Origin of the sequence: Enterocloster lavalensis (assembly GCF_046603895.1) — a bacterium.
GTDB classification, from domain to species: Bacteria; Bacillota; Clostridia; order Lachnospirales; family Lachnospiraceae; genus Enterocloster; species Enterocloster lavalensis.
In genome coordinates, this window is the sequence record NZ_CP176637.1 from 2,555,917 (window position 1) to 2,578,894 (window position 22,978).

The following is a 22,978-nucleotide window of genomic DNA, read 5'->3' on the forward strand; positions in this document are numbered from 1 at the left end:
CCTGCCCCGCCTCCCCCGGACATTACCCCGCGCTGTCCTGATCCTGCACAAAGCGGACCAGCCCGGCCGGGGGCACCGCGGGACTGTAGAGATACCCCTGGAAAATGCGGCAGTTCAGCGAGAGCAGCAGGTCCCGAAGCTCCCGGCTCTCCACATACTCCGCCACCACCTGGAAGCTTAGGTCCTCCCCCAGGCCCACGATGGCGCGCACGATATCCTGACTGCGCGGGCTGTCAAGGAGCTGGCGCACAAGAGTGCCGTCCAGCTTCACAAACTGGAAATTACTGCCCTGAAGATATTTCAGGGACGTCTGACCCATACTGAAATCGTCGATGGCCGCCAGGATGCCGTGCCGGAAGAGCTCGTGCAGATTTTCCGCGATCTTTCCAAACCGCTCCAGGGCGGCCTCCTCCGTCACCTCCAGGCAGAAGCTGTTCTGGAGTCCGGCCTCCTCCACCAGGCGGATTGCCGTGCGGACAAATTCCTCGTCGTTTGCCTCATAGGGGGAAATGTTCACCGACACCATGAGGGGCCTGCCAAGGGCGTTTTGGAAGCGTACGCTGTCCGCCACCGCCGTGCGCAGAATACAGGCGGTCAGGTCCCCGTAGATCCCCGCCTCCCTGGCCAGCTTGATCACCAGCGGGGGCGGCAGCGGCGTGCCCCGGAACTTCCAGCGCAGCAGAGCTTCCGCACCGCAGACCCAGCCCTTTTCGTCCACCTGCGGCTGGTAAAATACGGGAATACTCCCGGCTTGCAGGTCCCGGTGAAGCTGTTCCGCCACCACCTTAGCCACCGCGCCGACATTGTCCGGCCGCTCCAGGAACTGATTTCCCAGAGCGGGCAGCTCGCTCTCCTCCGCAAACACCCTCAGAAGGTCCTCCAGATCAATCCGGATGCGCTCCTGCTGCATGTGCTCGGAGAGCCGCACAAACGGCGCGTAAACCGCCGTGCCAGCCGCCACAATCACCGCCTGTACCAGAGCTCCGTTGACAGAGCGGGAGGCGGCGTATCCGCTGAGAGGCGCAGGGGTCGTCCAGGTCACCGTGGTGGTCACCACCGGCATAAAACCGCAGACCACCGCCGCGTACCCGATGAGCAACGAGATCACGGGCACCAGGAGAAACGGCAGAAACAGGATGGGATTTAAGATCACCGGAAATCCAAACACCAGCAGCTCGTTCATATTGAACACACCGAAGGGCAGGGAACACCACGCCAGCCGCCGGTTCTCGTGGGACCGGGAGAACAGCAGCAGAGCAAGCAGCAGGCACAGCGTGGCTCCGCTGCCGCCGATGAGCGCGAAATTGTCCACAAAGGATTTGCACACAACGGCGCTGGTACTCTGGTCCAGGGTGGCGAAATAGGCCTGGGCCACCGGCTCCATCACATTTCCCCCGTGGATGCCGAACAGCCACAGCAGGTCGGTCAACAGCACAAACAGCACGCCCTTGCCCAGCTCGTTGGGCACATTTTGAAACAGGGCCATCATTCCGCCCGAGAGCAGTTCATTGATGCTTCGTACCCCCAGAAAATGTTCCATCGCCAGCCCCGCCAGGGCAAAGACCAGCAGACACAGACAAAGCGGCACGATCAGGGAAACCGACACCCGGAACTGCACGTCCATGCCCGCGCTGTAGGACCGGAGGCGGGCCGGCAGGTAACGGCTGAATGCGCCGAACAGCGCCGTAGCCGCGATGGAACACAAAATGGCCCCGAACATGCTGACCGCGCCCAGACTGGCGAACTCGAACACGCCGTTGCTCTGCACGCTGAACAGGATGAAAAAGCTTCCAAGGGACGCCATGACCGCCACCAGGCAGAACGTCCTGTCGGACCCGGAAATGGTCGCTGCGTAGGAGTAGCTGATGCCGCACAGCAGGCAAAGGGACATGATGCCGATGGTGGCGTCGTAGACAAACCCAAGGGCGCTGTAAACCGCCCCGCCCGCCGCCCCCATGATCCACTCCTGGAACCCGGGAATGGGAAGGTTCCGCAGCATCAGGGCCACCGCTCCCACGATCAGCACCGGCGTCAGCAGCAGCAAGCCGCGTTTGACCGAGGCGAACACCGGATTCCGTTCCAAGCGGTATGTAAAACGCAGCAATTTCCCGTACAGCATAGATTCCCCCCTCTTTCTACTTCCCCAATTCCCGTTTTTCGCTAAACCACCACAGCGTCGCGGCGATTGCCGCCAAAAGCACCACCGTAGACACAATACTGCCCTCCGGCCCGAACGCCCCGCCGTTTAAAAGCGGAGAACCGGTCAGCTCCGTCACCGCCACGCTGGGCGTGCTGATGCCGCTGACGCCGAAACCGAACACGCAGCCCTGGAAAAAGTTCCAGGAAATGTGAAATCCGATTCCCAGCCAAAGGTGCCCGCTCTTTAAGGCCAGAAGCCCCAGCAGAATCCCGGCCAGGATAATATTACCGCAGCCCATCAGGCTGAAATTGGCATTGGTGCTGTGGGCGATCCCAAACAGCACGGCGGGCAAAAGCACTATGAGCCAGTCCTTTTCCGTCTGCCGCAGCGTTCCCATGGCATAACCGCGGAACGCGATCTCCTCGCCGAACCCCACAAACACGAACATGAGCAGGTACCCCGCCAGCCACGGGCTGAATTGCAGCCCCGATCCGGCCATTATCCGGGTGCTGCCAGTCAGATAAATCCCACCGCAGACAATGGTGATCAACGCCACCCCGATGGCAAAACCCACGCCCAGCTCCTTCAGCCATGTTCTGCCCGCCAATCCCATGGAACGCGCGCTGCCGCGGAGCAGGTATTTCCACGCTCCCAGGAAAAACAGGGACAGCAGCAGGTTCTGTATCACCATTCCAGCGATAAACCAGCTGTTCTCAAAAACCTCCGCATACTCCATCCGCAGAACGCCGTCGCCGTCCAGCACCCCGGAGGCCTGTAAAATCGGGAACAGCAGATTTACAAGAGCCACGGAAACCAAAATTATGGCGATGGGCCCCAAAATCTCCTGTATCAAAAGAAAGGAGGCCAGCTTATAACCCCACCGAACCTGGTTTCTGTCGTTCTTAAATAGATTTCTCATCCAACGTTTTCCTTTCTGTCTCTCAAATCCGTGCTCTCAGCCGCTGCTCCTCATCGTCAAACAAAAGCCGTTTATTGTACTGGTAATACCGATCGCAGTCGTAATCCTGCAAAAAGCGGACGCAATATTCATTGGTATTTAACTCGGTCACAAAAATGACCATCTCCTGGCTGTCCCCGAAAGCCGCCTCCATAAAGTCAAAGGCGTGCTCCAGCATCTCCCCGCAGGAAACCCGCTGCTCCTCATAGCGGTCGCTGGCCCGGCCGAACCGCCCGCGCACCTGCTCCCAGGCCGCCGCACCGTCCACGCTCTCCGCGCCATCCATCTGCGCCAGCTCTTTTCCATAATTCTCCAGTTCCTTCAGGGCAGACCGGCGCACCGCCTCCTCCCTGCGGCTCAAAAGTCCGGCGGAACGGTCCGCGTTTATCTCCCGCTCCATTCTGGCCGCCAGGTCCGTCATGACCGCGGCCGGAGTCATGACGTTTTCCGAGTCCGCCAGTCCGGCGCATGCCTTGCCCGGATCCACCCGGCCGGCGTGCGCGGCTCCCTGGTCCGCCGCGCCGTGCTCAACACCGCCTGCCGCCCCCGTGACAACCCGCTTCTGAAACTCCTTCAGTCCATTCATCACAAGTTCCATCTGCCGTTCCTTCAGGCGCAGTTCCCGAAACGCCCCGGACAGCCTGGACAGCAGCAGGCCCACCACGCTGAGCTTTTCGTCAAATGCGGCCTTCGCCACCTTGTCGCACAGGGCCTCGCTGATAATCCCGGCCAGAATCTGATCCACCTGGTAATCATCCCGGTACTTGTAGTACAGCTCCAGATAATTGGCGAAATCCTTTGCAATGGCGGGAAACTGGATATATTGTCCCACCACGTCCCGGTCCGCCTTCTTCTCAAGCCGCTCGTAAACGCAGATTAGTTCTGACAAGTCCTCCCAGCCCCGGGGCGTGGCGAACCGTTTGCCATCCACCGTCGTCTCGATCTGGCAGAAATTCTGCCGTTTGATGCCCAGGTAAGAGAGAATGGCCGGGTGGATATTTTCCCGGTAGGCGTACTCCTTCCAGACCTCAAAATCCGGCTCCACCGTGATTTTCTTGATCCGGTCCAGCGTCACCACGTCGAACTCCCGAACGGACTTGTTGTACTCCGGCGGGTTGCCGGCGGTCACGATGATCCAGCCCTCCGGGATCCGATGGCTGCCGAAGGTCTTGCACTGCAGGAACTGCAGCATGGTGGGCGCCAATGTCTCGGACACGCAGTTGATCTCGTCGATAAACAAAATCCCCTCCTCCAGTCCCGTGGACTCAATCTTGTCGTAGATGGAGGCCACGATCTCGCTCATGGTATACTCCGTCACCGTGTACTCCCGGCCTCCGTACTGCTTTTTCTCAATAAACGGCAGCCCCACCGCGCTCTGCCGCGTGTGGTGGGTGATGGTGTAAGCCACCAGGCCAATCTCCATTTCCTGGGATATCTGTTCCATAATCTGGGTTTTGCCCACGCCCGGAGGGCCGATTAACAGCACCGGCCGCTGCCGGATGGACGGAATCGCGTAAGCGCCCGTGTCATCCCGCAGCAGATACGCCTGGATGGTGTCCTTGATCTCTTGTTTGGCCCGTTTTATATTCATGTCATTCTCTCCTGCTCTTCCTTCTGCAACAGTCCCATATTCCCCGTCTCCGGCTCATTTTGCCCCTTCTCCAGCAGATCGTCCGCCTCCAGAATCACCTTCATGGCCCAGGGCGGCACCGACTCGTCGCTGTACTGATCCTTGACAAACACAAAGGCCATGTCGTAGGGCGGAGCCTGTACCGGATAAATCCCTTTTCCGTCCGTAAAATAGATCAGGCCCCTGAGCCTGGAAAATGCCCCCGCCGCCCGAAGGCCGTTCACATAGTCAAAGGCCGGCCTGAAATCCGTGCCCCCCAGGCCCTTTAAGGTCAGATGCTCCATATAATCCGCCAAATCCTCCGCCCTGGTGATCACCACGTCGGACCGTATTTGGTCGTCGCACTGGATCACGTGCACATTAACCCGGCGGAAAAAACTCTCCGACTGGGACAGCACGTCGTAGGTCTCCTCCAAAAAGCGCTGTACCAGTTCCCCGGAGCAGGACATGGACGTATCGATGACCACGGCGAAATCCTCCACCCGGTACACTTCCCTGGACTCCTGGGGTTCAACCAGCGGCATGTTCCCGTACAGGGACAGCCCATAGGTGTAAAAGGCGTAGTCGAAGGAGTCCATATCCACCTGAATCTCCTCCTTTAACACCGCGAACCGCCGGAGAAACTGCCGGTAATCGTACCGCTCCCGGTTCTCCACCTCCAGCTCATCCAAAAGGCTCCGGTTGTCCTCCGAGGCGTCTTTGGAGCCGGTCTCCATCTCGGTCTGCATGCGCTCCCGGTTGTCCTTCCACTTGTTTTGCCGGTTTCTGACCTGGCGGGGCGGCTGAGGCTCCTCCCAGCGGCTGTGGTCGTCCACATAAAATTCCCGTTGCAGCTGGCCTCTGCGCCGGTCGTCGGGTTTCATCTCCACCAGCGCCTTGTATACGCCCTGGGCGGTCAGAACCTCCTGGTTTAACATCTTCCGGATCCGCAGGTAGGTTTCCCGGCGGAACGCCCCCGGCTGGACGTGGGTGCACTTCTGGTAGAGTCCGTCCAGCACCGACTCCATGGCGATGTCGCAGGCCAGATTCCAGTCGGATATTTCCCGCTCTCTCCGCCCGTCCAAATGTCCGAACAGGCAGTGAAACAGCATGTGCAGATACGCGCGGTTCACCCGCACGCGCCCCTGGCCGTAAAGTCCGGTCAGCCAGTCCGGGCCGTAATAGATATTGAAACCGTCCGTTCGGATTCCGTTCAATCCCCACTCCGCCTCGAATCCCAGGCTGCTTAAGGGAATATCCAGGAAACGCATATTCAGATAAAGCTCATTCCTGGCCTGGTAGAGAATCTGCGCGCAGAGATTTACCTGCTCCAATTCCCGCAGCTGCCGGTCTCTGGTTGGATCAATCATAAGGGCCGCCTCCCGGGTTACTCTGCGGGCCGGGCGGGGGCCGCCTGGCTGGCGGACGCTGGGGCGCTGTCCCGGCCAGCAGACGCTTCCGCCGGATCGCCCGCGGACGCAACCGGTTCCGGCGCGGCCATGGCGCTCATCTTCTCGTGCTCCTCCCGCAGCTCCTCATACAGCGCGTAGAAGGTCCACCCGCAGTTGTGCTCCGTGAGCACCGCCTTGAGGGAGATGCGCGGAACTCCCGCCTTGCGCAGGTTCAACAGCAGTTCGTCGATCCGCCGGCTGCTAAATTGCTTTAAAACCAGCATCTCCTCGCCGATCACCGGCAACTCCCCTGCGTCCGCATTTTCCTCAAATCCCGGCACGCCGGCCAGATACCCCACCGTCTGGTTCACCTGGTCCGGACCGATGTTGCGGATTCGGATTCCCATACGCACCAGCACGCTTTTTAACTTGGTCACGTGCTTCATCGTCTCCGGAGTGCCCGGATTATAATATAAAACTGTCTCCATTATCTTTGCCATCGCAATTCCTCTCCACTATTTAAACAGGTCACAGCTGTCCAGCATCAGCGTGAACGGGCCGTCGTTCAACAGCTCCACCTTCATATCCGCGCCGAATTCCCCGCGTTCCACTCTCTTCACGTATTGTCTGCACCGCTCCATAAAATATTCGTACAGCCCGTTCGCCATATCCGGGGCGCCCGCTTTGATAAAACTGGGCCGGTTGCCCTTTCTGCAGTCCGCATAGAGGGTAAACTGGCTGATCACCAGCAATTCACCGTCCACGTCCGCCAGGGACAGGTTGGTCTTGCCGTTCTCATCCTCAAAAATCCTCAGCTTGCAGATCTTATCCGCCAGCCGGTCCGCCACTTCCTCCGTGTCCTCGTCCGACACGCCCAGCAGAATCAGGAAACCTTTTCCTATTTTTCCCAGAACCTTGCCGTCCACCGTCACTCCGGCGTGGGACACACGCTGTATTACCGCTCTCATTGCTCGTTCTCCTTTATAATTGTTTGTCGATTGCTCTCATTATAATTCATTTTAACCATCCAATCCAGACTTTCCAGATGATCCAGCAATTCTTTTGTGACGTCGAAACGCGCGCAGCCCGGATACAGGACCGTGCCATCGCGCTTCTCAGGCCCGCAGACCACATGACTCACCCACAGTTTGCCCTCAAATCCCTGATCCGGCTGGAACTGATTTCTGCCCTCCGCGCTGCTCACCTGGTAACCGGGATGGGCGGCGTCCGGGTCCGGGAGGTATGTTCCCTCCGCCAGCGCCTCAAGGGCCGCGTCCGCATCCCTTCCATAGATCACTGTGATATTTAAGGGCTGCATAGCCTCCCCCGCGTACCTGCTGTACTCCTCAAACACGGCGGCAAGGGCGTATTCCAGAAATACCGTCCGCTCCACCTCCGGCCAGGCGATTGCCAGACCCACCTCATCGTACGCGGGATACCAGACCTGGCAGTTGATCTGTTTCTGCCCGCAGAAATAGCGGAACACCTCCGGGAGATAACCGGACGTGAGCACCACAGGCGGCCGGATTCCGTTTTCTGAAGGCCGCACCGTAAAATAGTAGGCGATCCCCCGTTTATCCTGAGTCCTGGACCAATAAACAGCCGGTGTTGTTCCGTCCGTCTCTCTGACGCACTCCAACTCCACCTGGTTGGGAAGGTCGTGTTTGCCATTAATATGAAGCCGGGCGGTGGCAACCACGGAAAAATCCTCCAGAAGAGGCGTTATTTTTTGGCTGAACGCCTCCTCATCGGACATGCGGTAGCCGTCGGGGTACGCCCTGCAAAACCCATAGTCTTCAAGCCACCCGGCGCTGTGTTCCGCCCCGGCCTCGTGCCCGGCGCTATAGCAGAACGGCTCTACCTGCTCCGCCTCTCTGCTGGTCCTGCCCGGAAGGAGGAGCATGACAGCCATCATCAAACAGAAAAACACCGCCGCCCACATCAGGCAGTAAAGCAGATTCCGCCTTCCGATCCCCGCCTTTCCGGCGCGCTCCTGGCAGGAACGGTCTTTTACGCGCCCGATAATGGACAGGCCGCTGTATTGCAGCATATCCCGCTCATATCTGCGGGCCTGGTACATCAGCTGTATATAAACTTCATTGATGAACGGCACATCCGGGAAATCCCGGTCCAGGTAATGGATAAAATCATACGCGTTATAGAGGCTGATCGCCTCCGCCCGGTTAATGCCGTCCCGGTTCTCCCGCAGCCAGTCCGAGAGCATTTCCAGAAACTCTGGCTTCCAGCCCGCTGTGCGAAAATGTTCGGAGTCCGTCAGGCAGCGCCACTGCTGCAGGCATGTTTCCAGCTGGCCGGTATAACGGTTGACATTCTCTCCCGCCCCCTCGTGGAGCTTCTTCATCTTCTCCAAAAGCAGCTCCGGGTCCCTGGCGTAATCCTGTTCCAGCCCCCGGGCGATCAATTCGTCCAGCTGTTGGTAGTCTGGCGCGGGGAAATGGACGGACGAGGCCACCCCGGGGCGTTCCTCCGGTTCTTCCTCAGCCTTTCCCAACGCGCGCTCAAGGCGCGCTCCTCCGGCTTCCCGCTCTTCTCCGGCCTCCCGTCCCGCCCTTTCCTCGCGTCCTCCTCCGGCCTCCCGCTCCCGTCTCGCCTCCCGCTCCGCCAGCTCCAGCGCCAGCCGGTACGCCTCGTGAAGCCGCCTGAACTCCTCCGGCTTCTCTTCCGGGTGGCACAGACGGCTTTTCTTCGCGTACGCCCGCTTGATGGCCCGCCGGTCGTTTGTGGGCTCTATTTCCAATTCATTCCAGATCCAAAAGACTGCCATCAGACATCCCCATCCAGCTTCCGTTCAATATAATCCAGCGTTTCCATGGCCTTTTTCCGCGCGGCCGCCATGGTCGCCGGGCCGCCCTCTCCCAGAACCTGGGAAAACCACCGCAGAAGCTGGGAAATCACTTCCCGGTCATTCCCCAGCGCCTCCGCGTACAATCGCTCTCCCCGGGAGATCACCAGCTGATTGGCCGCTTCCTCCCGTGGGCTGCGCTTGATGGCTTCCAGCTCCGCCGTCCGCCGCTCAAGCTCCTCCTCGCTCATACGCACCTTCCGGCTCATAATCACCTTGCCCGCCCTCTGCCCCAGGCGATTCATGGCCTCCACCTCCAGAATCCCGTTGATATCATAGGTCAGACGCACCAGAGCCGCCTCCCGGCCCTTGGGAGCAGGCGGCACCGCCAGCTCCACCGTCCCCATATATTCATTCTGGCTGCAGTGAATGGACTCCCCCTGGAAAATGCGAAACGCCACCTGCCTCTGGTTGTCCATCGTAGTCACGTACTCCCGCATGCGGCTGACCGGCAGCACGCTGTTGCGCTCAATCACCGGCGACATGATCAGGTCGTCGGGATCGTCGTAATCCACGATCCCCACCCCCAACGTAAACGGACAGATATCCGTCAGGATCACATCCCGTATTTCGGTCTGGCGACTCTTGATTCCCGCGTAAATTCCGGCCCCCAGGGCCACGATCTCATCCGGCCGGCCGCACAGATACGGCTCCCGCTCCAGGGCTCTGGCGATAAACTGCCGGACCAGCGGCATTTTACAGGAACCGCCCACCAGCACCACCTGATCGATGTCGTCCATGGTTTTCCCAGCATCCTTCAGAGCCTGGCGCAGCACCTTTTCCAGGCGGACCAGCAGCGGCGCTAGGAGCTCCGTAAGCTGCTCCCCGGTCAGGAACATTCCCATGGTTCCCTGATCCCCGGAAAACTCGATCATGCCTGCGGGCGACGAGGTCAGGGAACGCTTGCACTGCTCCGCTTTTTTCAGCAGCGCGGCCTGATCTCCGGGGGACAAAAGCTCAAACACCAGCCCGTGCTCCCGGCAGAAATGCTCGGCAATCCGATGATCGAAATCATCCCCGCCCAGGCGGTTGTCCCCGGCCACTGCCTGAATCTCAATCACCTGCTCAAAACACTCCACCACCGACACATCCAGCGTACCTCCACCCAGATCCACCACCAGAAACGAAGAATCCTCCTCCCCGCTCCCGCTGCGGCAGGCCAGGGCCGCTGCGGACGGCTCGTTGACCAGGCGCTCCACCCTGAGTCCGGCCATCTGACCGGCTTCCTTTGTGGCAAAGCGCTGCTCGTCGTTAAAATAGGCGGGCACGCTGATCACCGCCTCCTCCACCTCGCAGCCCAGATACTCCTCCGCGTCCTCCTTCAGCTGCTTTAAAACCATGGAGGACAGCTCCTGGGGCGTAAATCCCATAGAACCCAGGAAAATTCGCTTATCCGTCCCCATATGCCGCTTGAAGGAGGCGGCGCACCGCTCCGGCCGGATACACATATGCTCCCTGGCCACCGCCCCGGTCCAGAGCACCTGATGTTCGTCCGCGTAAACCGCGCTGGGCGTCAGATATTCCCCCAGGGAATTGGGCACCAGCTCCGCCTTTCCATCCCTCCAGACGCACACCAGGCTGTTGGTGGTTCCCAGATCAATTCCGATAATCGCCATACCCGCACCTCCCGTCTAGTTCCAGGCAACCGTTCATCCTTTCAATCCGCGGCCTGTCCCGCTATTCCTTCTATTATAATCGATTTCCCCGCAATATAAAACAAATTTTTCCAATCCCCCGTCTGCCGGGCATCCCCTCCGCCCCCGACAACCGCCTCAGCGGCCCATTACATTCAAAGCCAAATTGCCGGCGGCCGGATATTTCCCAATACCCGGTCCGCCGGCAATCCCTCGCGCCCTGCGTGCAAAAATGCTCACCGCAGCACCATTTTCAAATATTCCATCAGGCTCTCCGTGGCCTCCTCCCGGTACAGCACCTCCCGGGCCAGGGCCGGATAGTCGGTGATAATGTTGTCCACCCCGAGCACCTTCATCTGCTCGATCTCGCTCTTTTTGTTGACGGTCCAGACATGAACCGCCTTGCCCTTCTCATGAGCGTTTTCCACCAGCCCCAGAGTCACAAAGCTGGAGCGCAGACTGATAAAGTCAAATGCATCGTTGTCGTAGTACCTGCCGTAGGCGGCCGGCAAAATGTACCCGGTGTGCAGATCCGGGTCCGCCTCCTTCACCCGCACCAGGTAGTCCAGCTTCACGGAGGTGATCACGCACTGCTCCTGCATCTCCCGGTCCCGGATCATCTCCACCACCTGCTCCGGCAGGTCCGTCCGGTCCCCGATGTTCTTGAGCTCGATGTTCAGCTTGATCCGCCCCTTGCAGTCGTCCAGCGCTTCCTCCAGAGTGGGAATCCGCTCCCCGGCGAAATCCGCCCCGAACCGGCTGCCCACATCCAGGTCCCGCACCTCGCCGTAGGTCATGCTGCCCAGACGCCGGTTCACACCGGCTAACCGCTTTAAATTCAGGTCGTGGCACACCACCACCACGCCGTCCGAGGTGGTCTGCACGTCGATCTCCGCGTAGTCCGCCATCTCGTCGATGGCAGTCTCCAGAGCCGCCAGGGTATTCTCAGGGGCACGCTTGGAACTTCCCCGGTGGGCCGTGATCTCCGTCTCGGTCAAAACCGACGAATCCAGCGGAAAACCGTTGCACACCATATCCAGAAGAAACAGCAGGCTGACGCCGGCCACCGCCCCGGTCACGGCCAGAATCCGCTTCCGGCTCAAATGGTCCCGGCACACATAGGAAAAGTCCCAGGGCTTCACCTGGCTGTGCCGCGTCTCAAACTGATAATACACCACGGTCAGCGCCCCGAAATCCACAAGCCCGGCCGCCATGCTGGCTACGGCCAGCACGACCAGCTCCAGCCTGCGGCAGACCGCGGCCAGCACGGCCATCGCCGCGTAGCTGTCCACAAAGAGCGTCACACACACGGCCGCAGCCACCACAAACAGCAGGTGCAGAGCCACAGAGGCGGCCACCATCAGGGCGTTCAGCCCAAACAGCAGCGCCAGGGCTTTCGGCCATCGCCCTTTCACCAGCTCCATACTGCGCCTGACCCCGTCCCGGAACCGTTTCTGCTCCACCATACACGCGAAAAACACCAGCATGGTGGGAATCCCGATCACCACCAGCCCTGCCACAACCGCCGCAAGCCCGGCCCGGCCGGCCCTCTGGCTCCAGATCTCGGCCATCACGAAATTCACCGGCTTGACCCGGGTCAAAAGCCGCAAAAGGACCATACTGTTCATCATCAGGTAGCTGGCCAGGGCAAGCAAAAAAAGCTGCCAGTTTCGTTTTGACAGCTCGTCCACCGCCTTGCCGACAGCGCCCCGCACAATGGAGACCACGTCGATCCGCCGGGAATATGCGGCCGCCTGGTAGGCGGTCATCAGTCCGCCCAGCTCCACGACCATTAAAAATGCTCCAACAAGCACAAGGACCATGGCGCAGCCCACCGTCACCGGCCGCAGCAGAAACGCCGCAAGGTTGCTCATGGTCAGATAACTGTAACCCGCCGCCCGCAGGGAAATCTTAAGCAGCAGGTTGACAAGCCTTATATAGAATGCACCTGCCACCAGCCGGTACAGAATTTCAAACAGCACCAGCTGGCGCAGGTTCACCCGCAAAACCTGATAGGTCTCTCTAAAAAATGTCTTCACAAAAATTCTTCTTCCGTCTTCGCCGCCTGCTGCTCCTGGCGCCGCTGCTCCGCCGCGTAGGCCGTGATGGCCTCGTTTAGCGAGAACATCTTGGCGTCCAGCATATCCACGATGTCCGCGCAGGCTTTCAGCTCCTTCAGCAGATTCTCAGGCGCGTTGCCCTCGAACTTGTAAGCGATCTTGTGCTCCAGGCTGGCCCAGAAGTCCATCGCCACGGAGCGGATCTGCACCTCCACCTTTGTCTCCACCGGCCCGTCGGACAGGTAAACCGGCACCGTGACCACCATGTGGTAGCTCTTGTAGCCGTTGGGTTTGGGATTCTTGATGTAATCCTTCACGTGCAGCACCGTCACGTCAGCCTGATGGGCGATCATCTCCGCGATCTGATAGATATCCGAGGTAAAGGAACAGATAATCCGGATCCCGGCAATGTCGCTGAGATGCTCCATCATATTTTCAATGGTCACGTCGTGACCGTCTTTTTTTAGCTTTTTGACAATGCTGTCAGCTGTTTTAAGCCGCGACTTGATGTGCTCAATGGGGTTGTAGTCGTAGCGGTTCACGAATTCGTTGTTTAATATCTCAATTTTAGTGTTGACTTTCTTCAGGGCGGAATCGTACAAAAACATAACCGAACGCCATTGATCCACCTGGTCGTCGGATTTGGGGATATTTGACATCGCTATCCCTCCTTCTATGCTTGCTTACAGCTTCAGTCCTTTTAACAGATCTCCCAGTCCGGTGGTCACGGAAGCGGTCTCCTTGTAATCGAAGCGCTCGTGCTGCTCCTCATCCTCCACCGGTGCGGTCAGCGCCTTCATGCTCAGGCTGATCTTTCCGTCCGCAACGGACAGAATCTTCACCTTCACGCTCTGGCCTTCCTTCAGCACAACGCCCGGATGTTTGATGCGCTGGGTGCTGATCTGGGAAACGTGCAGCAGCCCGTCAACGCCGTCCGCCAGCTTGATAAACGCGCCGTAGTTCTTCAGGCTGTCAACGGTGCCTTCCACCACGTCGCCTGCCTTAAACTGCGCCAGCTTCTCCTTGCGCTCCGCCTCCTTGCGGTCCTTCTCAACCTCGCGGCCGGACAGCACCAGGCGCTTCTTCTCGGTGTCGGCGGTAATCACGATCACGTCGATGTTCTTGCCCTGCCAGTCCTCCAGCTTCTCCACGTACTCGGTGGACAGCTGGGAAGCCGGAATAAACGCGCGCACGTCGTCCACGTAAGCCACAACGCCTGCCTTCACCGCCTCGGCGATCTTTACGGAAAATACGGTGCGCTCCTCCAGCATCTGGGTGAAATGCGCCCACTTCTCCAGCACGCCGCTCTCGTCCTCGGAGATCTCGATATTCCGCTTGTTCAGAGTCTTATAAGAGGCCTCCAGTTCGGCCGCATAGTCTTCCATGGTTTCTACCGGCTCAGCCGCAGTTTCAACTGCCTCCGCATTTTCAAGTTCCATCTCGTTTTTCATTTCTTCACTCATGTTTCTCTCCTCGCTTTTCCTTTCATTTCACCCGGCGTCAACGCCTGAGTTCATTCCTCTCCATTATAACAACAACCCACCTAATATTTCTATAGTTTTCTCACAAATTTTATACCTATTTTTCATTTTCAGGGACATTTTGGCAATTTCCTTCCGGATTATCATCGTTTTTCCTCCCCCCAGCCTGTCCGGGGCCGGTTTCCACCGTTTAAAACGTCCCGGATGCCGCAAACATTCACCTTTTCACCGCGGATAAAATGTGGTATGATTTGATTGAAAATTTGTAACTGTTCAGTAGGTCTGCGCACTTGCTGCGCTGACCGTATGAGAACCTAAGCTTGCTGGCAAAAAACCCTTCGACGAAGTCGATTTTAAATGGATTTTGCCCGTATCTGTGAAGGTACTGAACAGATACGAAAATTTACTATAGAAAGCAAAGAAAGGAATATTCCTGCAGCCATGTATGACATATTGGATTTGCATACCCACACCACAGCCAGCGGACACGCCTACAACTCGCTCTGTGAAATGGTGCGGGCCGCAGCTGAAGCCGGTCTGACCCTCTTCGGCTGTTCCGATCACACCCCGGCTATGCCCGGAAGCTGTGAAGCGTTTCATTTCATCAATTTTAAGGTGATCCCAAGAGAACTCTTTGGCGTCAAAGTCCTGATGGGGGCGGAGCTCAACATTATGGATTTCGAGGGTACGGTGGACCTGCCGCCGGATTATCTGGAGCGGCTGGACTACTGCATCGCCAGCCTGCATCCGCCGTGCATCGAGAGCGGCACCCGGGAGCAGAACACCGCCGCTTACATCCATGCCCTGGAAAATCCTTACATCCACATCATCGGGCATCCGGACGACAGCCGGTATCCGGTGGACTATGAGGCCCTGGTTTCCGCCGCCAAACGCAATCACAAGCTTCTGGAGATGAACAACAGTTCCTTAAATCCCCGCGGCTTCCGCCCGGGCGCTCCGGAGAATTACCGGGTGATGCTGGAGCTGTGCCGCCGGTATGAGCAGCCGGTGATCATCGACAGCGACGCCCATTTCTGCACGGATGTGGGCAACCACAGGTATGCGCATGCGCTGCTTCAGGAACTGAACTTCCCGGAAGAGCTGGTGGTCAACACCTCCCTGGACAAACTGGCGACCTATCTTCCGAAGCTGGCCGCCCTGATGGCGGGGGGGTGGCAGGAATGATCAACTTTCTGAACCTGGAATATTTTCTGGTCGCCGCCGAGGAGCTGAATTTCACAAGAGCCGCAAGAAAGCTCTATATCTCCCAACAGTCCCTCAGCAACCACATCTCCAACCTGGAGAAGGAGTTCGACGTGATCCTGTTCAACCGGACCCTGCCGCTCACCCTGACCTACGCCGGGCAGGCGTTAAAGGCCAGAGCCAGGGAGCTTCTGGATCTGCGGGACGAGACCTACCGCGAGATCGCCGACATCAAGGATTTCTCCACCGGACAGCTGTCCATCGGCGTGTCCCACACCCGGGGCCGCGTGATCCTGCCGGAGATCCTGCCCTCCTACCAGACCCAGTTTCCCGGCATCGAGCTCAAGCTGATCGAGGGTAATTCCAGCACCCTGGCCTCGGAGCTGCTCCACGGCAACATCGATCTCATGATCGACTTGCTGCCCTTCGCCGTGGAAAACGTGGAGACGGTGCCGGTCTGCGCGGAGGAAATCCTCCTGATCGCGCCGGACATCGTGCTGGAGAAGGCCTATCCCGGCAGGCTGGAGGAGATTAAGGCCCAGCTCTCCCAGTCCACGGACCTGCGGCTGTTGGAGTCCTGCCCCTTCATTCTGTTAAAAAAAGGCAACCGGGTGCGCACCATCGCGGACGAAATGTTCGAGGAAGCCCAGATCACGCCCCGGATTGTGCTGGAGACAGAAAATATCGAGACCGTGTTGGCCCTGAGCGCCAAGGGCATGGGGATCACCTTCTTCCCCCGCATGTTTATGTCCAACGACCAGTCCACCCAGGACCACCGCACCAAATTTATGGAGCGGGCCCGCTTAAATCCCTACCCGCTGAACTTCCGGCGCGCCCACGGCGTTCTGGGAATCGGCTACCACAAGGGCCACTACATGTCCCGGGCCACCAAGGAATTCATCCGCATCGCCAAGGAGCGGATCCCCTATAATCCCGACTAACCGTCATGTCCCTGAACTGAGAGATTTTTCCAGTTCAGGGATTTTTTACGTTCTTTTAATCCCCACTTGACAATCCATGGAAAATCTACTATATTATTAATAGTAACTATTACTATTATCGTAGCAGATACAGATATAAGGAAGGAGATGCTATGAAAACGCTCAAGTATAGTCGTCAGAGGGAATCCATCAAAGCCTGTTTGATGAACCGTCATGACCATCCAACGGCAGACGCCCTATACGCCAGCATCCGCGAGGAATATCCCAATATCAGTCTTGGCACGGTTTACCGCAACTTAAACCTGCTGGTTGAAACCGGTGAAATACAGCGGCTTACCTGCGGCGATGGCGCGGACCACTTCGATGGAAATCCCAGACCCCATTACCACTTTATGTGCAGGGAATGCAAGCAGGTCTACGACGTGCCCATGGAGACAATGGAGGCCTTAAACACCGCCGCTCAGGAATTTGCGCCCGGCGTTGTGGACGGTCATTCCGTACTGTTTCTGGGAGAATGCAATGACTGCCTGGCAAAGCACGCGGATCACAAGATCCATAAGTCCGCCTGACCGTTCTGCAAACGTTCGCGACAGCGAGCCGCCGGCCTACGCCGGCGGCTCATTGTCTGCCTGCGGCGCTGCTTTTTCCGGTTACAAAACGCACATTTCTCTGAGATTTCATAAATATTTTTAAAATAGGTGTTGACAAAACCGGCCGGTTGGTTTATAGTAATGTCAGTAACGATTACTAATATTAATTTGACAAATATCATATAGATAAAAAAGGAGAGAAAAACGATGAAAAAATGGGTTTGTACAGTATGTGGCTATGTATACGAGGGTGAGCAGGCTCCTGAGAAATGTCCTCAGTGCGGCGTTCCGGCTTCCAAGTTTAAATTACAGGAGAGCGAAGGCATGGCATGGGCCTGCGAGCACGAGGTAGGCGTGGCTCAGGGTTCCCCCGAGGATATCATGATGGATCTGAGAGCAAACTTCGAGGGCGAGTGCTCCGAGGTCGGCATGTACCTGGCGATGTCCAGAGTTGCTCACAGAGAGGGTTATCCCGAGATTGGCCTGTACTGGGAGAAGGCTGCTTTTGAGGAAGCTGAGCACGCTGCCAAGTTCGCCGAGCTGCTGGGCGAGGTTGTGACAAGCTCCACCAAGAAGAACCTGGAGATGCGCGTGGCCGCTGAGAACGGCGCTACCGCAGGCAAGTTCGACCTGGCCAAGAGAGCGAAAGCCCTGAACCTGGATGCGATCCATGACACCGTTCATGAGATGGCTAAGGACGAGGCCCGTCACGGCAAGGCGTTCGAGGGTCTGTTAAAGAGATACTTTGGTTAATTCCAGCCGATTGAGACTGATTGACATTACAAAAGGCGAAGGTTCGTTTCTGCGGACCTTCGTTTTTTATATCCTGCGGATTTTATAAAAAATAGTGGGATAGTGATTGCAAGCGATAGAATATGAAATGCCGCAAAGCCGCATGAACACTATACTTTTCGACATATCAACACTCTATCGTTGGATTGTAGAACGTCTTGATTAGTGCCCCAATGGTGCCCACATTCAGCGCGAGCATATAAAAAGCTATAAGAAGAAGTAAAGGAATATGCTCTCCCAAACTACATTTCATCACAATTTTCTTATCTCTATTATTGACTTTTGGGGAGCTGCTTGCTATCCTTTGGCACTGGTTCCGGTTTGACAATCGCATAGTGTACCACGCCGTGTACGCCCGTTTTGTTGCGCAGTAGAACGCCATTTTGAGGGGTGCGAGTATAAAAACTTTACCACACCCTGTTCTGTGTCTGCAAAGCCTTGCAGACAGCGACTTAATCAGCTTCTGCTGCGTAACGTTTTTCCATGATAATAGAGGGCGAAAGCGCTCGTTGCTTTCGCCCCTTGATTACCTCACAGCAGGGGCAGACGGACTTGTCAATGGCGGTACAACCGTTCTATTCACCATTGCCAAGAGCGGCTGGCTCTGCTAACAGTTAGGCGGCTATTTGCCCATGTTGTAAAGTTATAATTCAAACTCTACAATTTCTCCATTTTCTGGATGGTATCCGTTGCATAGAGATTGAATAAACATTCCATGACAGGCAACTATTATTTTTTTATAAGGCTTATATTTTTCAAGAACAGGTAGAATTCTCTTTCTCATCGAGCTCATGTCCTCCCAATCCATATCATGACCAGCAGGATATGTGCCCTTAAACTCAATAAATTCATGATAATTCTTGTTTGCCTTTTCATCGTCTTCATAGATATAATTTTTATTTGCCATCCATTCATGTAAATCTGTTTCAATAACTATATCTATTTGAAGTTCTTTTGAAAGTATAGCAGCGGTTTGTACTGCTCTTGTATAGGGTGAAGATAAAATAATACTGGCTTCAAGTAGCCGTTTATCTTTTGAAGTGTTTTCAATTTCTTTAACTCCCTCAACACTTAAAGGAGATAAATTCACACCAAACCCCTGATATATTTTTTTGTTTCGTTCTGAGTAATCAGTTTTTCCGTGTCTTACTAAATAAAAAGTAGCCATCCCCACTTCTCCTATTTAAAAATAACGTTATTGTTTTCTGGAATTTATTATACCATATTTTGTTCTATTGTTCTATTTCACTCTCTAAGAATCGCGCTTAACAGCCATTTGCCAAAATATAAAGAGGGTTTGGGAGACTTCCCAACAAGTCGCTTTTCGGAAGAGGGTACCCTCTTCCTATGCTTGCTCTTCCAAAAATCATGCTGAAATATGGGAACAAAATGGAAAGGAAGAGATTTTCAAACAATATCCTACACAGCTTCTTGGTGCCCGGTCTTACAAAACCATCTTGTACGGAGATACGGCAAAATAAACGACGGTATGCGAAAAACCTTGATTTTAAGCCATTTTCTCATGGTGTCATAAACATTAATGAGGACTTGTAAGAAGATTCCATCTATCAAATCAATAAAAAAGCTTGCGAAACTGGATAAAAAAGATCAAAAAATATTAGAAAAGGTGTTGACAAACTGCCGGACTTGTATTATATTAATATTAGTAACAATTACTATTATTAATTAAAGAAACACAAACATATAAAAGGAGAGAACGAATATGAAGAAATGGGTATGTACCGTATGTGGTTATGTATACGAAGGCGAGCAGGCTCCTGAGAAGTGTCCTCAGTGCGGCGTTCCGGCCTCCAAGTTTAAATTACAGGACAGCGAAGGCATGGCATGGGCCTGCGAGCACGAGGTAGGCGTGGCTCAGGGCTCCCCTGAGGATATCATGATGGATCTGAGAGCAAACTTCGAGGGCGAGTGCTCCGAGGTCGGTATGTATCTGGCCATGTCCAGAGTGGCTCACAGAGAGGGTTATCCCGAGATCGGCATGTACTGGGCCAAGGCCGCGTTTGAAGAGGCTGAGCACGCTGCCAAGTTCGCCGAGCTGCTGGGCGAGGTTGTAACCTCTTCTACCAAGAAGAACCTGGAGATGCGCGTGGCCGCTGAGAACGGCGCTACCGCAGGCAAGTTCGACCTGGCCAAGAGAGCGAAAGCCCTGAACCTGGATGCGATCCATGACACCGTTCATGAGATGGCCAAGGACGAGGCCCGTCACGGCAAGGCGTTCGAGGGTCTGCTGAAGAGATACTTTGGTTAATTGATTTCAACCCCCTGAAATTTTAATATCCTCCTTGTGAAAGGCGCCGGTTCCCCCCAACCGGCGCCTTTCCTGCACCTGCTGCCGGCTCCCGCCCCTGCGCCCGCAAGGAATCTTTTCTCTCCCGCGGAATATAGTAAAAGGAATGCGGTGCGGCCGCGGATCGCGTTGAAAAATTGTAACCATTCAGACAGCGGGAAAAATTATTGCAAATAGGTGTTGACAAATCAGCTTCTATGGTATATATTAATATCAGTAACAATTACTATTATCAATTAAAGAAACGTAAACATATAAAAAGGAGAGAACGAATATGAAGAAATGGGTATGTACCGTATGTGGTTATGTATACGAAGGCGAGCAGGCTCCTGAGAAATGTCCTCAGTGCGGTGTTCCGGCTTCCAAGTTCAAATTACAGGAGAGCGAAGGCATGGCATGGGCCTGCGAGCACGAGGTAGGCGTGGCTCAGGGTTCCCCCGAGGATATCATGATGGATCTGAGAGCAAACTTTGAGGGCGAGTGCTCCGAGGTCGGCATGTATCTGGCCATGTCCAGAGTGGCTCACAGAGAGGGTTATCCCGAGATCGGCATGTACTGGGCCAAGGCCGCGTTTGAAGAGGCTGAGCACGCTGCCAAGTTCGCCGAGCTGCTGGGCGAGGTTGTAACCTCTTCCACCAAGAAGAACCTGGAGATGCGCGTGGCCGCTGAGAACGGCGCTACCGCAGGCAAGTTCGACCTGGCCAAGAGAGCGAAAGCCCTGAACCTGGATGCGATCCATGACACCGTTCACGAGATGGCCAAGGACGAAGCCCGTCACGGCAAGGCGTTTGAGGGCCTGTTAAAGAGATACTTCGGCTAATTGACTACCCCCTTTTCATTTCCTAATATACCCTTATTAAAAGGGCTGGCGCACTTCGTGCGCCAGCCCTTTTACTCGACTGTTTTTCCACCTCAGACCGTTCGCTGCACAGCCTTTTCCATATCCACGGCAGGCTCCACTCCCGGCCGCGCCGCTGTGTAAACAGGCTCTCTTTATTTACGAGTGTATTTGTCCATCCAGTCCGTGATCTCCTGAAGGCGTTTTTCCCTGTGAAGCGGCTTGCCCGAGCGGCTCAGCTCGTGGTTCTCGCCCTTGAAACAACACATTCTGGCCTCCACGCCCCTGTCCACAATGGCGGTGTACATCTGCATACCTTCCGGAATCCAGCAACGGTAATCCTCTTCTGAGTGGATAAAGAGGGTGGGGGTGGTCACATTGTTGGCATATTTTAACGGCGAATGCCACCACAGCTTCTCATAGTCGTCGTAGATGTTGGCCTTCACCTGATCGGGTCCAAAGGAAGTGCCAATATCCGATGTGCCGTAGAAGGAAATCCAGTTGGAAATGGATCTCTGGGAGGCTGCAGCTGCGAAACGGCCGGTGTGGCCGATGATCCAGTTGGTCATAAATCCGCCGTAGGACCCGCCGGTAACGCCCAGGCGGGCCGGGTCAATCTGCGGATACCTGGCTAAAACCTCGTCCACAAATTTCATGATGCCGTCGTAATCCTTGGTGCCGAATTTTCCCCGGATATCAGCAAAGTCGTTGCCCCGTCCGTCGCTGCCCTCTGGATTACAGAAAAACACAAAATAGCCCTTCCCCGCCCAATACTGCATCTCATGGACAAAAACCGGGGAATAGAGGGTCTTGGGGCCGCCGTGGATGTCCAGGATGCCGGGATAGGATTTATCCGGGTCGTAATCCATGGGCTTTAAAATCCAGCCGTCCAGCTCCACACCGTTCAGCGTGAAGGCGACAGGCTCCGGCTCCGCTACATATTTGTCTTCCAGTACCTCCTGGTTAAAGCGGCTTACCTGGTTCATGGTTCTGTCCGCCAGGCTGTACGTATAGATCTCCTGCAGTTTCATATCATACATGCCGGTCAGCAAAACAGAGTCGTCCACAAGGTCGAAATCGTCGACAGAGCCCTCTCTTTCCAGCACCAGCTCCACCTTGCCGGTCAGATCCATGCTGTAAAGGTAAGAAGAGGTTCTCTGGGTGGAGATAAAATAGAGCTTGTCTCCCACAGCCTTCGCGGCCCTGGTTCTGCCGTAGCGGCAGTCGCTGTTGGTGCTGTTGCCGACGTACAGGTCGGTTTCGGCCAGCACCTTGATTTCCCCGGTTTCCGGGCACAAGGTATAGAAATATGGGTTTTCACATTCGCCGTAGCGCGCCCGCGAAGCGCCGATCAGCACGATGGTATTCTCCACCGCAAACAGGCTGCACTCGCTGTAGCTCCGGCTGTCGTTGATGCATTGACTGGCCTCATCCCCGATCCGGTATCTGTAGAAGGATTCCCGGTCCGTGCGCCTGGTCTGATAGGACTCTCCGCTGTATACGATCAGATCGCCTGCTACGGTATAGCTGTTGACGTTAAACAGCGGCTCGGAGATCGGTTTCATTTCCCCCGTCCTCTCGTCAAACAGGAACAGGCGGTTTCTCAGCTTGTTGATGATGCCGCTGCCATTGTACCAGAAGGGGATCTCGTCAAAAATCTCATAGTCCGCATTGGCCTTTTTGGCCTTGTGGACCGCGGCCCGTTCCTCGCTGCTCATCTTGTAATAATCCGGCGCTCCGGCGTCGCAGCTGGCTGTGATCAGGTAAAGGCCGTCGGACAACTTTTTGATACCGACCGCCTTTACGGGCAGCGTAAAAGCCTTGACCGCTTCGCCGCCGTGGATGCTGATGCGGTTGAATACGGTGATTTCCTCCGTTTCCATGCGCCTCTGATCGGAAGCCAGCCTGGCGCCTGCAAACAGGATGGTATTCTCATCATCCCAGATGAAGGAGCTCTCCTTGTTGAGCGCCGTAAACTGCCGAAACCCATCTCCCCTGTATAGCCACAGGTTCTGATCGTAACCGTTGTCCTCCGGGTTAGCGGTGGTCACTGTGACTGCGGCCGCCTTTCCGTCCGGGGACCAGGTAAGATTTGACAGAAAACGGTAATTGAAAAATTCATTCAGTTTTAACGGCTTCATGGGCATTTGTCTCCTTTGGCTATCAGCCT

General features: G+C 55.9%; 18 protein-coding genes and 1 pseudogene. 6 read left to right on the plus strand and 13 right to left on the minus strand.

Going from position 1 to position 22,978, the window contains the following annotated elements:
- Positions 1-22: 22 nt before the first annotated feature.
- The 11 genes and pseudogenes from ACK2JC_RS11300 to ACK2JC_RS11350 all read right to left on the minus strand — a co-directional run bounded on the left by ACK2JC_RS11300 (position 23) and on the right by ACK2JC_RS11350 (position 14,118).
- The gene (locus tag ACK2JC_RS11300; RefSeq protein WP_368270963.1) at positions 23-2,119 is read right to left on the minus strand and encodes a PTS sugar transporter subunit IIC/EAL domain-containing protein; all 2,097 of its coding nucleotides are present in this window, start codon (positions 2,117-2,119) and stop codon (positions 23-25) included.
- A 16-nt stretch (positions 2,120-2,135) separates the two neighbouring features.
- Positions 2,136-3,059, minus strand: coding sequence for a lysostaphin resistance A-like protein (locus ACK2JC_RS11305; RefSeq protein ID WP_368270964.1), 924 nt, complete (start codon positions 3,057-3,059; stop codon positions 2,136-2,138).
- Positions 3,060-3,081: 22 nt separating this feature from the next.
- Entirely contained in the window at positions 3,082-4,689 is a 1,608-nt protein-coding gene (locus ACK2JC_RS11310; RefSeq protein WP_320936563.1) for an ATP-binding protein, read from the minus strand.
- Positions 4,686-6,077, minus strand: coding sequence for a VWA-like domain-containing protein (locus tag ACK2JC_RS11315; RefSeq protein ID WP_320936564.1), 1,392 nt, complete (start codon positions 6,075-6,077; stop codon positions 4,686-4,688). The genes ACK2JC_RS11310 and ACK2JC_RS11315 overlap by 4 nt, the downstream gene beginning before the upstream one ends.
- Before the next feature lie 119 nt (positions 6,078-6,196).
- A pseudogene (locus ACK2JC_RS11320) lies at positions 6,197-6,598 on the minus strand (DUF3783 domain-containing protein); the annotation flags it as partial.
- A 15-nt stretch (positions 6,599-6,613) separates the two neighbouring features.
- Positions 6,614-7,066, minus strand: a complete 453-nt coding sequence (dtd, locus tag ACK2JC_RS11325) for a D-aminoacyl-tRNA deacylase (protein ID WP_276951961.1) — start codon at positions 7,064-7,066, stop codon at positions 6,614-6,616.
- Complete coding sequence (locus tag ACK2JC_RS11330; RefSeq protein WP_368270965.1) at positions 7,063-8,883, minus strand: J domain-containing protein; 1,821 nt, start codon at positions 8,881-8,883, stop codon at positions 7,063-7,065. The genes dtd and ACK2JC_RS11330 overlap by 4 nt, the downstream gene beginning before the upstream one ends.
- Positions 8,883-10,577 carry an Hsp70 family protein gene (locus ACK2JC_RS11335; protein WP_368270966.1) on the minus strand — a complete coding sequence of 565 codons (1,695 nt, stop codon included), beginning with the start codon at positions 10,575-10,577 and terminating at the stop codon, positions 8,883-8,885. Before ACK2JC_RS11335 ends, ACK2JC_RS11330 begins: the two co-directional genes overlap by 1 nt.
- 254 nt (positions 10,578-10,831) lie before the next feature.
- Complete coding sequence (locus tag ACK2JC_RS11340; RefSeq protein WP_118755073.1) at positions 10,832-12,634, minus strand: glycerophosphodiester phosphodiesterase; 1,803 nt, start codon at positions 12,632-12,634, stop codon at positions 10,832-10,834.
- Positions 12,631-13,314, minus strand: coding sequence for a GTP pyrophosphokinase family protein (locus ACK2JC_RS11345; RefSeq protein ID WP_092370611.1), 684 nt, complete (start codon positions 13,312-13,314; stop codon positions 12,631-12,633). Before ACK2JC_RS11345 ends, ACK2JC_RS11340 begins: the two co-directional genes overlap by 4 nt.
- Before the next feature lie 24 nt (positions 13,315-13,338).
- Positions 13,339-14,118, minus strand: a complete 780-nt coding sequence (locus tag ACK2JC_RS11350; RefSeq protein ID WP_092370614.1) for a S1 RNA-binding domain-containing protein — start codon at positions 14,116-14,118, stop codon at positions 13,339-13,341.
- A gap of 459 nt (positions 14,119-14,577) precedes the next feature.
- Here ACK2JC_RS11350 and ACK2JC_RS11355 point away from each other — a divergent pair, with 459 nt between their 5' ends.
- From ACK2JC_RS11355 to ACK2JC_RS11370, 4 genes are all read left to right on the plus strand, one after another.
- The gene (locus tag ACK2JC_RS11355; RefSeq protein WP_118755072.1) at positions 14,578-15,321 is read left to right on the plus strand and encodes a phosphatase; all 744 of its coding nucleotides are present in this window, start codon (positions 14,578-14,580) and stop codon (positions 15,319-15,321) included.
- A complete protein-coding gene (locus ACK2JC_RS11360; protein ID WP_092370620.1) occupies positions 15,318-16,280 on the plus strand; it encodes a LysR family transcriptional regulator in 963 nt (320 codons plus the stop codon). Before ACK2JC_RS11355 ends, ACK2JC_RS11360 begins: the two co-directional genes overlap by 4 nt.
- A gap of 152 nt (positions 16,281-16,432) precedes the next feature.
- Positions 16,433-16,849 (plus strand): transcriptional repressor, encoded by a 417-nt coding sequence (locus tag ACK2JC_RS11365; RefSeq protein ID WP_007719487.1) that lies wholly within the window; start codon positions 16,433-16,435, stop codon positions 16,847-16,849.
- Positions 16,850-17,077: 228 nt separating this feature from the next.
- Positions 17,078-17,623: an NADH peroxidase gene (locus ACK2JC_RS11370; RefSeq protein WP_024737616.1), complete on the plus strand. Its 546-nt coding sequence runs from the start codon at positions 17,078-17,080 to the stop codon at positions 17,621-17,623.
- A gap of 682 nt (positions 17,624-18,305) precedes the next feature.
- On the opposite strand, the gene ACK2JC_RS11375 is transcribed toward ACK2JC_RS11370, so the two are convergent.
- Entirely contained in the window at positions 18,306-18,830 is a 525-nt protein-coding gene (locus ACK2JC_RS11375; protein ID WP_092372101.1) for a histidine phosphatase family protein, read from the minus strand.
- Between the two features lie 555 nt (positions 18,831-19,385).
- On the opposite strand from ACK2JC_RS11375, the gene ACK2JC_RS11380 reads away from it, so the two are divergent.
- On the plus strand, positions 19,386-19,931 hold the full coding sequence (locus ACK2JC_RS11380; RefSeq protein ID WP_118755071.1) for an NADH peroxidase: 546 nt from the start codon (positions 19,386-19,388) through the stop codon (positions 19,929-19,931).
- Positions 19,932-20,244: 313 nt separating this feature from the next.
- Positions 20,245-20,790 (plus strand): NADH peroxidase, encoded by a 546-nt coding sequence (locus tag ACK2JC_RS11385; RefSeq protein ID WP_024737615.1) that lies wholly within the window; start codon positions 20,245-20,247, stop codon positions 20,788-20,790.
- A 173-nt stretch (positions 20,791-20,963) separates the two neighbouring features.
- Here ACK2JC_RS11385 and ACK2JC_RS11390 read toward each other — a convergent pair whose 3' ends face one another.
- Positions 20,964-22,949, minus strand: coding sequence for a S9 family peptidase (locus tag ACK2JC_RS11390; RefSeq protein WP_320938488.1), 1,986 nt, complete (start codon positions 22,947-22,949; stop codon positions 20,964-20,966).
- Positions 22,950-22,978: the final 29 nt, after the last annotated feature.